This window comes from Streptomyces sp. NPDC025721, from assembly GCF_055558595.1.
The window spans coordinates 149,634-162,025 of sequence record NZ_JBVHMF010000012.1; the positions used below are offsets into that span (position 1 = coordinate 149,634).

The 12,392-nt window shown below is 72.4% G+C and carries 10 protein-coding genes; 6 read left to right on the plus strand and 4 right to left on the minus strand.

The genetic code is table 11. The annotated features are described in order from the left end of the window. Positions 1–98 precede the first annotated feature (98 nt). Complete coding sequence (locus tag ACZ4EF_RS19130; protein ID WP_467505591.1) at positions 99–1,298, plus strand: L,D-transpeptidase; 1,200 nt, start codon at positions 99–101, stop codon at positions 1,296–1,298. A gap of 172 nt (positions 1,299–1,470) precedes the next feature. On the opposite strand, the gene ACZ4EF_RS19135 is transcribed toward ACZ4EF_RS19130, so the two are convergent. Next, positions 1,471–2,364: a DUF3152 domain-containing protein gene (locus tag ACZ4EF_RS19135; RefSeq protein WP_467505519.1), complete on the minus strand. Its 894-nt coding sequence runs from the start codon at positions 2,362–2,364 to the stop codon at positions 1,471–1,473. Positions 2,365–2,526: 162 nt separating this feature from the next. On the opposite strand from ACZ4EF_RS19135, the gene ACZ4EF_RS19140 reads away from it, so the two are divergent. From ACZ4EF_RS19140 to ACZ4EF_RS19150, 3 genes are read left to right on the plus strand one after another with little or no spacing between them, the layout of a single operon-like run. Then, positions 2,527–3,246, plus strand: coding sequence for a response regulator transcription factor (locus ACZ4EF_RS19140; protein ID WP_467505521.1), 720 nt, complete (start codon positions 2,527–2,529; stop codon positions 3,244–3,246). Further along, positions 3,243–4,832, plus strand: coding sequence for a sensor histidine kinase (locus ACZ4EF_RS19145; protein ID WP_467505523.1), 1,590 nt, complete (start codon positions 3,243–3,245; stop codon positions 4,830–4,832). The genes ACZ4EF_RS19140 and ACZ4EF_RS19145 overlap by 4 nt, the downstream gene beginning before the upstream one ends. Continuing rightward, the gene (locus tag ACZ4EF_RS19150; protein ID WP_467505525.1) at positions 4,829–5,383 is read left to right on the plus strand and encodes a hypothetical protein; all 555 of its coding nucleotides are present in this window, start codon (positions 4,829–4,831) and stop codon (positions 5,381–5,383) included. Before ACZ4EF_RS19145 ends, ACZ4EF_RS19150 begins: the two co-directional genes overlap by 4 nt. 134 nt (positions 5,384–5,517) lie before the next feature. Here ACZ4EF_RS19150 and glpK read toward each other — a convergent pair whose 3' ends face one another. The 3 genes from glpK to fahA form a co-directional block, all read right to left on the minus strand. After that, on the minus strand, positions 5,518–7,035 hold the full coding sequence (glpK, locus tag ACZ4EF_RS19155; RefSeq protein ID WP_355333263.1) for a glycerol kinase GlpK: 1,518 nt from the start codon (positions 7,033–7,035) through the stop codon (positions 5,518–5,520). Positions 7,036–7,176: 141 nt separating this feature from the next. Then, the gene (locus tag ACZ4EF_RS19160; protein WP_391048412.1) at positions 7,177–8,031 is read right to left on the minus strand and encodes an MIP/aquaporin family protein; all 855 of its coding nucleotides are present in this window, start codon (positions 8,029–8,031) and stop codon (positions 7,177–7,179) included. A 255-nt stretch (positions 8,032–8,286) separates the two neighbouring features. Next, positions 8,287–9,525, minus strand: a complete 1,239-nt coding sequence (gene fahA / locus ACZ4EF_RS19165; RefSeq protein WP_467505528.1) for a fumarylacetoacetase — start codon at positions 9,523–9,525, stop codon at positions 8,287–8,289. Positions 9,526–9,823: 298 nt separating this feature from the next. Here fahA and ACZ4EF_RS19170 point away from each other — a divergent pair, with 298 nt between their 5' ends. Both ACZ4EF_RS19170 and ACZ4EF_RS19175 read left to right on the plus strand, forming a co-directional pair. Next, on the plus strand, positions 9,824–11,233 hold the full coding sequence (locus tag ACZ4EF_RS19170) for an SDR family NAD(P)-dependent oxidoreductase (protein ID WP_467505593.1): 1,410 nt from the start codon (positions 9,824–9,826) through the stop codon (positions 11,231–11,233). An 844-nt stretch (positions 11,234–12,077) separates the two neighbouring features. Continuing rightward, entirely contained in the window at positions 12,078–12,296 is a 219-nt protein-coding gene (locus ACZ4EF_RS19175) for an MbtH family protein (protein ID WP_188285961.1), read from the plus strand. The last annotated feature ends 96 nt before the right edge of the window (positions 12,297–12,392 follow it).

The window sequence follows — 12,392 nt, forward strand, 5'->3', positions numbered from 1 at the left end:
TATAGTGCGACCGGCGAGATGGGGAGACTCGATTGATCACGGCAACGGCGGTTGACACCGCCGCTCAGGGCTCGCGTAAGCGGCGGGTGGCGAAGGGGATGTTGGCGTTGGCGCTCGGCGCCGTCCTGCTGGGGGCGACCGCCTGCAGCGGGAGCGCGGGCGCGTCGACCGACAAGGGAAAGCAGGACGGCAAGGGTTCGGCGTCGGGCGGTGCCACGACGACGCCTGCCTCGCAGGTGGCGCTGAGCATCGTGCCCAAGGACGGCGCGACCGGGGTGGACACCACGGGCGCGCTCAAGATCACGGCCGCCAAGGGCAAGTTGGTGAAGATCGCGGTGACCGACGCGGCCGGCCACCGGCCGGTCGACGGCGCGATATCGGCGGACGGCACCAGTTGGAAGCCGTCCGGCATTCTGCGCACCGCGACCAAGTACACCGTGAACGCGGAGGCGGTGGACTCGGCCGGGCGCAGCACCGTACAGCGGTCGTCGTTCACCACGCTGAAGCCCCAGGCCGTCAACTACGGCGTGTTCAACGTGGATCCGGGCTCGACGTACGGCGTGGGCATGGAGGTGTCGATCCGCTTCAACAAGCCGGTCGCCGACCAGGCCGCGACGCACAAGGGGATCACCGTCACGGCGGACCCGCAGGTGCCCGTCGAGGGCCACTGGTTCGGCAACCAGCGGATCGACTTCCGGCCGGAGAGGTACTGGGCGCCCGGCACCAATGTCACGCTGCACATGAACCTCAACGGTGTGCAGATGTCGCCCGGTGTCTACGGCCAGCAGTCGAAGGACGTGAGCTTCACCATCGGCCGCTCGCAGACCTCGGTGGCCGACAACACCGCGAAGACGCTGAAGATCTACCGGGGCGGGAAGCTGTACAAGACGTACCCGGCGAGCCTCGGTGACCCCCAGCACACCACGTACAACGGCAAGATGGTGATCGAGGAGAAGGACCCGGTGGTGGACATGGACTCCCGCACCGTGGGCCTCGGCAACTCCTACCACATCAAGGACGTGCCGCACGGCATGCGGCTGTCCGACTCGGGGACCTTCGCGCACGGCAACTACTGGCGCCCGGTGTCGGTGTTCGGACACGAGAACACCAGCCACGGCTGCGTGGGCCTGCACGACGTGAAGGGCGGCGGCGACCCGGACACCCCGGCCGCCTGGTTCTACAGCCACTCGCTCATCGGTGACGTCGTCGAGGTCGTGCACTCGCCCGACAAGGTCATCGACCCGAGCAACGGCATCAACGGCTGGAACATGTCCTGGGCCACCTGGGTGGCCAACTGACCCTCGGACCACGGTCCCCGACCGTCCGGACACGCGTCCCGGGCGGCCCGGGGAACGGGTCCCGGGCGGTTGACGAACGGGTCCCGGGTGGTTGACGAACGGATCGCGGCCCCGGAACGCTCAGGCGTTCCGGGGCCGTTCCGCGCGCGACACACCGGTGCGGACATCGATGTCAGGGCATCGGCGGTCCCGCCAGATACGTGCCGTGCGCGTCGTACGGCCACGCGTTCGCCACACAGCCGTGCAGTCCGTCGATCTGCTGCATCATCGCGGGCGCCGGACGCCCGGGGCCGGGACACCCCTCGTGGCCGTGCCCGATGCGGTGGCCCACCTCGTGGTTGACGATCAGGGCGCGGTACTCGTGGAGCGGCCCGGGGAACTGCGGCGAACCGGTCCGCCAGCGCTTGAGGTTCACCACCACCTGGTCGCCGACATCGCAGTTGACCTCGCCGCGGGTGTGCAGCCCGGCCGCCCCGCAGATCCGGTCCACGGTGTCCGGGCTGGCGATCTTCACCTCGAAGTCGTATTGGCCGCCGGAGACGAGCTGGAAGGCGTCGTGGCCGTCGGCGATCCAGCTCCGCCGGTCGCCGAGGATGCTCTCGATCTCGCGCGCCGCGTCGGCGGCTCTGACGCCCGTGCCCTGCTCGACCTGCACCTTGTAGCGGCGCAGCGTGCCGGTGCCGACCGACGTCCCCGACGCCTGGGCGGTGTCGAAGACGCCGTTGCCTCCGGTGCCGGACGACGGCGCGGACGACGGCGCGGACGCGGGCGCCCGCCCGGCGGGTGACGTGGAAGGCGCCGCCGGCGTCCTCGCCGGTTCGGTGGCGGCGGGCGGCGAACCCGCCGTAGCCCCGTCCGCCGCGTGGCCGCCCTTCCCGTCCTTCCCGTCCTTCCCGCCGTGCGCGGCGACCAGCAGCGCCCCGGCCACCCCGACCGCCGCCAGCGTGCCGAGGGTGTACGTCGTCCGCCGTCGCCTGCGCCGCCGTAGGGTCGCCAGGGAACGCCGCGTACGGGCGCCGCCGCCCCCCGCCCGCCCCGCCGATTTCCGTTTCTTCTCCCGGTGCATGGCTGTTCACACTGCGGTCCGCGTGTGATGGCCCCTGGCCCAGAAGATCACGAAAGCGTAACCACGGCGGCGGACGGCCGCTGTATGACCCCTTCGTAACAGCTGCCCGGCCGAGCCCCTCTCACGGCCCTGCCCGCCCGGACCTCACGCATACTGACCTGCATGCCCCGCGTTCTGCTCGTCGAAGACGACCCCGCGGTCCGCAAGGGCGTGCAGCTGGCCCTGCGCCACCAGGGACACGACGTCCTCGCCGCCGCGACCGGTGAGGAGGGCCTGAGCCACCTGCGCCCCTTCCGGCCCGACGTCGTCGTGCTCGACCTCATGCTCCCCGGCATCGCCGGACTCGACGTCTGCCGTCGCATACGCGAGCACGACCAGGTCCCGATCATCATCGTGACCGCGCGCGGCGACGACGTGGACGTGGTGGTCGGCCTGGAGGCCGGAGCGGACGACTACGTGGTCAAGCCGGTACAGGCCCGCGTGCTCGAAGCCCGCATACGCGCGGTGCTGCGCCGGATCGCCGCACCCGGCGCCGACGGCACCAGGCCCCGGCAGGAGTCGCACGGCGACCTGTCCATCGACCGCGCCGGGCTGCGGGTCTCCCTGCGCGGCGAGCACGTACCGCTGGCCCCCTCGGAACTGCGGCTGCTGCTGACCCTGTCGGCCTCGCCGGGACAGGTGCTCAGCCGCCAGCAACTCCTGGAAGCGGTCTGGGAGCACAGCTACCACGGCGACATCCGGCTGGTCGACGCCTGCGTGAAGCGGCTGCGCGGCAAGCTCGGCGGCGGACCGGGCGCCGGGTCCGGCTACATCGAGACCGTACGGGGCTTCGGCTACCGCTTCCGCGCGCCGTACGCGCGGCCGCTCCAGCCGACCCCATGAGGTCCGCCGTCTCCAGGGCCCTGCTCGCGCTGCGCGGGCTGCGCACCCGGCTGGTGGTCGCCTTCGTGCTGGTCGCGGTCGTCAGCGCGCTGAGCACCGGGGCCCTCGCCTTCAGGGAGGCGCGGACCGGCGTGCTCCAGCAGAGCCAGGACGCGGTCATCCGGCAGTTCCGCGACAGCGTCGACGCGCTGGCCCCCGCGATCCCCGCGGAGCCCGACCAGGCGGCGATGGACTCGCTGGTCATCCAGGTCGCGAGGGCCCACCAGTCGCAGCGCTGGCAGGTCCTTGCCACGTACGGGGAGCGCCGCGCCGGATCCGCGCCGGAGAACGCCTTCGAGCGGCTGACCCCCGAACTCCTCGGGTCGGTGCGCGACCAGGCCGCCGCGGTCTTCCAACGGGTGAGCACCGACGACGGCCCGGTCCTCGTCGTCGGCCTGCCGGTCGCGTACCGCGCCGCCGAGAACCAGTCGCTGACGCTCTCCGGCCTCGTCATGTACCTGATCGTGCCGCAGGACACCGAGCAGGCGTACGTCCAGGCCATGATCACCGCCATCAAGGACGCCGCGCTGTGGGCCGTGGTCCTCGCGGTCGTCCTGGCGCTCTTCGCCGCGCGCGGCGTGCTGCGCCCGGTACGCGCCCTGCGCCGCGCGACCCGGCGGATGGCGGAGGGCCACCTCGACGTACGGCTGGCCGTCAACGGCTCCGACGAACTCGCCGACCTCTCCCGGTCCTTCAACGACACGGCCGCCGCCCTGGAGCGCTCGGTGACCGAACTGCGGCGGCTGGAGGCGCAGGCCCGGCGGTTCGTCGCCGACGTCTCGCACGAACTGCGCACACCGCTGGCCGCGATGTCCTCGGTCACCGACGTGCTGGACGAGGGAGCGGGCCGCCTCGACCCCGAGACGGCCACCGCGGTCGGCCTGATCAGCGAGGAGACGGTACGGCTCGCCCGGCTCGTGGAGGACCTGATGGAGGTGTCGCGCTTCGACGCGGGCGCCGCGCGGCTCAACCTGGACGAGATCGACCTGGCCGAGTCGGTGCGCCGCACCCTCGTCTCGCGCGGCTGGCTGGCGGAGGTCGACACCCGGCTGCCCGCGCCCGGCGCCCTGCGCGCCCGCGTCGACCCGCGCCGCCTGGACGTGGTGGTGGCCAACCTCGTCGGCAACGCGCTGCGGCACGGCGCGCCGCCCGTGGTGCTGTCCCTGAACGCGGTCGGCGGGCGGTCCGCCGGGGGAGCGTGGGCGGTGATCGAGGTACGGGACGCCGGTCCCGGCATCCCGGAGGCGGCCCTGCCGCACATCTTCGAGCGCTTCTACAAGGCGGACACCTCGCGCACCCGCAGTGAGAGCAGCGGCCTCGGCCTGGCCATCACGGCCGAGAACGTACGGCTGCACGGCGGCCGGATCACCGCCCGCAACGCGGACGGCGGCGGCTCCGTCCTCACCGTCGAACTGCCGCTGCGCCGCGACTCGGCCGCGGGCACCGCCGACGCCGGGGACCGCGCCGGTTCCGTCGGTTCCGTCGGTTCTGCTGATTCCGCTGGTTCCGCTGAATCCGCCGCCTTCGGAAGCGAGGACGTCCGGTGAGGCGCGCCGCCGGTCCGCTGGCCTGCCTGGCGTCCGCCGCCGCGCTCACGGCCTGCGGCGTCCCGCCGACCAGCGTCATCCAGGCCGGGGAGCCCGCGGTGGGCATGACCCCCGGCGTCAGCGTCTACTTCCTCTCCGACGACACCTTGCGGGCGGTTCCCCGCCGCGCGCCCGACGGCGCCGGTCCGGTCGTCGCGCTGCGGCTGCTGTTCGCGGGTCCCGGCGACGCCGACCCGACGACGCTCACCACGCGACTGCCGTCCCTGCCGCGCCCGCCCGTGATCGCCTTCGACGGCGTCACCACCGTCGTGCGCCTGCCCGCGGGCGTCGACCGCCTCTCGCCGCTGGCCATGGACCAGGTGGTGTGCACGGTGGCGGCCAATCCGGGGGGCCCGCAGCGCACCGCGCCGCCCGGCGGGGCCGGCGTCGTCCCGACCGCCGTCCCCGACGTCCCGACCGCCGGGACCCCGCGGTCGGCGTCGCCCAGCCCCGACGTCCGCGTCATCGGCGCGGGCTGGGCGCTGTCCCGGCTCGTGGAGAGCTGCCCGTAGCGACCGGCGGGCGACCGTACCGCCCGCTGGGCCGGTACGTCGGGGCCGCGGACACGCGGACGCCCCGCCGGTCGTGGGACCGGCGGGGCGTACGGGGACGGCTGCGGAGAGCCGGGGGCCGCCCGGGCGCCGGACTACTCGACGTCGACCCAGTCCAGGGTCCGGTCCACGGCCTTCTTCCAGCCCTTGTAGCCCGTGGCGCGCTGCTCCTCGCTCCACTGGGGCTCCCAGCGGCGCGACTCGTGCCAGTGCTCGCGCAGCTCGTCGGTGTCGCGCCAGAAGCCGGTGGCGAGACCGGCCGCGTAGGCCGCGCCCAGCGCGGTGGTCTCGGCGACCACCGGACGGCTGACCGGGACGCCCAGGACGTCGGCCTGGGTCTGCATGCACAGGTCGTTGGCCGTGACACCGCCGTCGACCTTGAGCACGTCCAGGTGCACACCGGAGTCCTGCTCCATCGCCTCGACCACGTCGCGGCTCTGGTAGCACATGGACTCCAGCGTGGCCCGTGCCAGGTGGCCGTTGGTGTGGAAGCGGGCGAGGCCGACGATGGCGCCGCGCGCGTCGGACCGCCAGTACGGCGCGAACAGCCCGGAGAAGGCGGGCACGAAGTAGATCCCGTCGCTGCTCTCGACGGTCTTCGCCAGCCGCTCGCTCTCCGCGGCCTCGCTGATCAGGTGCATCTGGTCGCGCAGCCACTGCACCGCGGAACCGGTCACCGCGATGGAGCCCTCCAGCGCGTACACCGCCGGGGCGTCACCGAACTTGTACGCCACGGTCGTCAGCAGACCGTGCTCGGAGCGGACCGCCTCCGTACCGGTGTTGAGCAGCAGGAAGTTACCGGTGCCGTAGGTGTTCTTCGCCTCGCCCGGCGCGAAGCAGACCTGGCCGACGGTGGCCGCCTGCTGGTCGCCGAGCACACCCGTGATGGGGATCGGCGCGCTCAGCGGGCGCGAGGTGCGGGTGGTGCCGAACGCCTCGGGGTGCGACGACGCGTGGATCGTCGGCAGCATCGCGCGCGGGATGTTGAAGATGCCGAGCAGCTCCTCGTCCCAGTCCAGCGTCTCCAGGTCCATCAGCATCGTGCGGCTGGCGTTGGTGACGTCGGTGGCGTGGATGCCGCCGTTCGGACCGCCGGTGAGGTTCCACAGGATCCAGGAGTCCGTGGTGCCGAACAGCGCGTGCCCCTGCTCGGCGGCCTGGCGGACCCCGTCGACGTTCTCCAGGATCCACTTGATCTTGCCGCCGGAGAAGTACGTCGCGGGCGGCAGGCCCGCCCGGCGCCGGATCAGGTCGCCGTGGCCGTCGCGCTCCAGCGCCTTGGCGATCGAGTCGGTCCTGGTGTCCTGCCAGACGATCGCGTTGCCGTACGGGCGACCGGTGCGCGGGTCCCAGACGACGGTGGTCTCACGCTGGTTGGTGATGCCGATCGCCGCGAGGTCGGAGGCCGAGATACCGGCCGACCGCACCGCGTTCTGGATCGCGACGTTGGTCCGCTCCCAGATCTCCACCGGGTCGTGCTCCACCCAGCCCGGCTTCGGCAGGTACTGGGTGTGCTCCAACTGGTGCTTGGCCACTTCGTTTCCGTCGTGGTCGAAGATCATGAAGCGGCTGCTGGTGGTTCCCTGATCCACCGCGCCGACGAAGTCCGCCATGGGTGCTTCCTGCCTTTCGTGGGTGTACCGGACCGCGGTGTACGTGACCGCGGTGTGCGTGACCGCCGTCCGCACGGCCGCCGTGTACGTGACCCCCGCGTACGGACCGCGGGGGTGTACGGACCTCGTGGACCCGCGGGCTCAGACCTCGGCGGCGGCCTCGGAGGCGGGGGCGCGTCCCGGGGGCTCCGGCGGGGCCTCGGGCAGGAAGCGGCCGACGAAGATCTTGTAGATCGCGCCGCCGAGGACGCCGCCGATCAGCGGTCCGACGATCGGCACCCAGAAGTAGAGATTCCCCCACTGGTCGCGCCACGCCGTGCTGTAGCCCGTGATGTAGCTGGCCAGCCGCGGGCCGAGGTCACGCGCCGGGTTGATCGCGTAACCGGCGTTGGCGCCGTACGCCATGCCGATCGCGACCACGATCAGGCCGACGATGAACGGGCCGAGATTCGCGCGGGGCGCGGTGTTGAGCACATCGGTGACCGCGAGGATCAGGATCAGCAGGATCGCCGTGCCGATCACCTGGTCGCGGAAGGCGCCCCACTCGTGGACACCGGCCGTCAGCGAGCCGTTGCCCGGCAGGGTGGCGAAGACCGTCTGCGTCTTGATGGTGTGGCCCGGGTCGGCGTGGCCCAGGATCTCGGAGTAGTTCCAGCGCACCAGCAGCGCGGCGACGAAGGCGCCCGCGGTCTGCGCCAGCGCGTAGGGCGCGACCTTCTTCCAGTCGAAGCCCTTGAACACCGCCAGGGTCAGCGTCACCGCCGGGTTGAGGTGCGCGCCGCTGAGTCGCGCGGCGACGTAGACACCGAGGGTGACGCCGAGCCCCCAGGCCCAGGCGATGCTGTCATGGTCGCCGAGACCGCCCTTCGGATCGGTCAGCGCGCCGCCGCCGACGACTTGGGCCACGACGCCGACACCGATCAGAATGAGGATCATCGTCCCGACGAACTCCGCCGACAGTTCGCCCAGAAGTCCTGAGCGTGCACGTGTCGCCATGGATTCCCGCTTCCCGCCGGCCGCCGTATGGACCGGCTGTAGCTCGTCCCGCTCTTGGCCATGCGTCTTCTGCTCTCCGCATGCTCCTTCACACGGAAGCACGTGTGAACCGGCTGTGCCGGATGGGATTGCGCCGTACGGGGGAGAGTGGTGGGAGAGGTGAGGCGGACACGGGAGTGGCGGCACCGGAAGCGGCGACCGGTCTGTTAGAGGCGCGGCCGTCCGGGGGCGCGGTCCGCTGAAGGCGGGTGTGTGTCAGGGGCGGGCGGGCTCGACGCGGCCGACGACCTCGCCGAGGCCGATCCGCGCACCGCCGGGGCCGGGCGCGGTGGCGCTGATCACCACCTCGTCGCCGTCCTCCAGGAACGACCGGCGCGTCCCGTCCGGCAGCTCCAGCGGCTCCTCGCCGTTCCAGGCAAGCTCCATCAGCGCGCCCCTGGTCTCCCTGTCGGGACCGCTGACCGTGCCCGAGGCGAAGAAGTCCCCGGTCCGCAGGCTCGCGCCGTTCACCGTCATGTGCGCCAGCATCTGCGCGTACGTCCAGTACATGGCGGCGAACGGCGGCCGGGACACCAGATGCCCGTTGAGCCGTACCTCCAGGGCGATGTCGAGGCCGTACGGCGGTCGCGCCGCGCGGTCGTCGAGATACGGCAGCGGCTCGGTGTCGCGGACCGGCGGGTCGGTACGGGCCTGCGCGAGCGCGGCCAGCGGCACCACCCACGGCGACACCGACGTGGCGAAGGACTTGCCGAGGAAGGGGCCGAGCGGGACGTACTCCCACGCCTGGAGGTCGCGCGCCGACCAGTCGTTGACCAGGCACACCCCGAAGACGTGCGCGTCCGCGTCGGCCAGCGCCACCCGGCCGCCGAGCGGCGAGGGCGCGCCCACCACGAAGCCCAGCTCCGCCTCGATGTCCAGCTTCCGCGAGGGGCCGAAGTCCGGCGCCGGATCGGCCGCCGCCTTGCGCTGCCCGCACGGCCTGACCACCGGCGTGCCGGAGACCACGACGGTGCCCGCCCGTCCGTGGTAACCGATCGGCAGATGCTTCCAGTTCGGGGTCAGCGGCTCGGACCCCGGCCGGAAGATCCGGCCGATGTTCGCGGCGTGGTGTTCCGAGGCGTAGAAGTCCACGTAGTCCGCCACCTCGAACGGCAGGTGCATCGTCAGCTCCGCGCGCGGCAGCAGGCACGGCTCGACGGCGTCGGCGTAGGTGTCCTCGGTCAGCCACGCGGTCAGCGCCGCCCTGACCCGCGTCCACAGCGGACGGCCCGCGGCCAGCAGCGGGTTGAGCGAGTCCGCGCCGAGCGCGGCGGCCAGATCGGCGGGAGCCCCGGCCGCCCGCGCGGCGGCCCCCGCGTCCAGGACGTGATCGCCGTACGCCACCCCGATCCGCCGCGCGGCGGGCTCGTCGGCGGTGCTGAACACCCCGTACGGCAGATTGCGCACCCCGAAGGGCGCGTCGTACGGGACGGCGAGCGGGCTGCTGGCGCTCAACGGACCTCCAGGTGCGGCTCCTGCGCGGCGGAAACGACCCGAGGGTACCGCCGGGTCCTGCGGCCGGGTTTGGAGCTGCTACCGGTGCAAACGTAAAGTTCGGCCGGGGCGGGGCACGCGGGGGCATCGCATGGGCACATACGGAGAGAGCAGCGGCGGGATGACGGCGACAACGCAGGACCTTCACGGCCACGGGGCCTACGAGGAACCGATCGGTGATGCCGAGGACACGGACGGCGCGGAGGCCGTGGAGGGCGCCGAGAGCTTCGCCGACGTGCCCGGCATCGATCCCGCGCGGATGGCGGTCTGCCTCGCCGTACTCGGCGAGCTCGACACGCTGCCCGTCGACCACCCCGACGCCATCGCCGTACGCCGGGCCACCGCGGGCATCTACCGGTCGGTGAAGCAGCGCCGCCGCCAGGAGCGCCGGGCGGCCAAGACCGCCAACGACAAGGCCGTCACCGAGGCCACCGCGACCGGCGCCGCCGACCGGATCGACGACGAGACCCTCGGCATCCAGCTCACCACCTCCGTCAGCACGGAGATCGCGGGCATCCTGGAGCGGCCCCGCTCCTGCTACGTCTGCAAGACCCGCTACGTCGAGGTCGACGCCTTCTACCACCAGCTCTGCCCGTCGTGCGCCGCCGAGAACCGGGCCCGCCGCGACGCGCGCACCGACCTCACCGGGCGCCGCGCGCTGCTCACCGGCGGACGCGCCAAGATCGGCATGTACATCGCGCTGCGGCTGCTCCGCGACGGCGCGCACACGACGATCACCACCCGCTTCCCCAACGACGCCGTCCGCCGCTTCAAGGCCATGCCCGACAGCGACGAGTGGATCCACCGGCTCAAGATCGTCGGCATCGACCTGCGCGACCCCGCCCAGGTCGTCGCCCTCGCCGACTCGGTCGCGGCGGCGGGCCCGCTCGACATCCTGATCAACAACGCCGCCCAGACCGTACGCCGTTCCCCGGACGCCTACCGCGAGCTGGTCGCCGCCGAGTCCGCGCCGCTGCCCGCGGGCGAACTGCCCGCCTCCCAGGTCTTCGGCGCCTTCGGCAGCGGCGCGCAGACCGCGGCCGCCCTCCCGGCCCCGCGCCGCGAGGACGCCCTCACCGCGCAGGACGTCACCGGCCTCGCGCTCGTCAGCGGCTCCGCCTCGCTCGCCAGGATCGAAGCGGGCACCGCCATCGACGCGGGCGGGCTCGTGCCCGACCTCGACCCCACCAACACCTGGGTGCAGACCGTCGGCGAGGTCGACCCCGTCGAACTCCTCGAAGTCCAGCTCTGCAATGTCACCGCGCCGTTCGTCCTCGTCAGCCGGCTCAGGCCCGCCATGGCCGCCGCCGCGGCGCGCCGCAAGTACGTCGTCAACGTCTCCGCCATGGAGGGGCAGTTCAGCCGCGGCTACAAGGGCCCCGGCCACCCCCACACCAACATGGCCAAGGCCGCGCTCAACATGCTCACCCGCACCAGCGCCCAGGAGATGCTCGACACCGACGGCATCCTCATGACCGCCGTCGACACCGGCTGGATCACCGACGAACGGCCCCACCCCGACAAGGTCCGGCTCGCCGCCGAGGGCTTCCACGCCCCCCTCGACCTCGTCGACGGCGCCGCCCGCGTCTACGACCCCGTCGTCCGGGGCGAACGCGGCGAGGATCTCTACGGCTGCTTCCTGAAGGACTACGCCCCCTCCGCCTGGTGACACCGCACGGGCGGTGACGCTCATCCGCTGCCGCTGCCGCTGCCGCTGCCGCTGCCGCTGCCGCCGCTGCTGCCGTTGCCGCCGACGACCCATCGGACCGGACCGGGCCGCACCGGGCCGTCCGGCCGGTCCGGCGGTCACGCGTCGCCGCGCGTACCAGGAATGCTGAGCAGTCCGCCTACGCGCGTCCGCGTCGCCGTACGCGCAAGGTCGTAGATCTCAGCTCCCACGCCCCTCACGCGCCCCTCCCGTGCCCCGAGTGCAACCGGCGCGCGGGGGGCGCGCGGCACCCGGCGCCCGCACGGCGCATTTCCTGGCGCGCACCTGTGACGTGCGAATTCCCCGCGGAGCGGAATCACCGAATCCGGTGGCCTATGCCAGCCGCTCTTGCCGAATAATCCGTGATGCCGCCCGGTCGATTACCGATGTACGGATTTGGCCATTAACGAGCGCCGCCGATTCCGCGCCGTCGTTTCGGGCGCCAAGGCGGCGAGCTTTACGTGATGCGATGCCCTGGCATTTATCTACGGCCTGGCCGGTCCGCTCCGCCGCCGTCGAAGAAGGTGCAGTTCGGGGCGGGGTGCACCCGGTAATCGAAAATATGTCCGTCGCCGCCGGGGCCTATATACCCCGGTTCTTCGATCTGAATCAGGTCAGGAGGAAGTTCGTACCCCCAACAGGTGAAACCGGCCAATCGTCGGCCTCCCGGCAGTCTTTCCGTCCGAAGAAGTCGGCTGTTGTACTCTGACGATGATGCGAATAGGGACAGGGCTGTGCCGCCCCGCGCTTTACCGGGGCCCGTACGGCGAGAAGAAACGGAAAACTGAGGGAAGGTGGAGCGGCCATGGTTAATCCTTTCGACGACGACTCGGCTCGGTTCGTCGTATTGGTGAACGACGAGGGACAGCACTCCCTGTGGCCCGCACATCTCGACCAACCCGGCGGCTGGCACGCGGACGGCCCGGAGAGATCCCGTCAGGAGTGCCTGGACGCGATCGAGAAGTCCTGGATCGACATGCGGCCCACGAGCCTGGTGCGCGCGATGGAGGCGGACGTCCGGTAGGCGGAGTCCCGGGGGGGGGGGGGGGGGGGGGGGGGGGGGGGGGGGGGGGGAGGGGGGGGGGGGGGGGCGGGCGGGGGGGGGGGGGGGGGGGTGGGG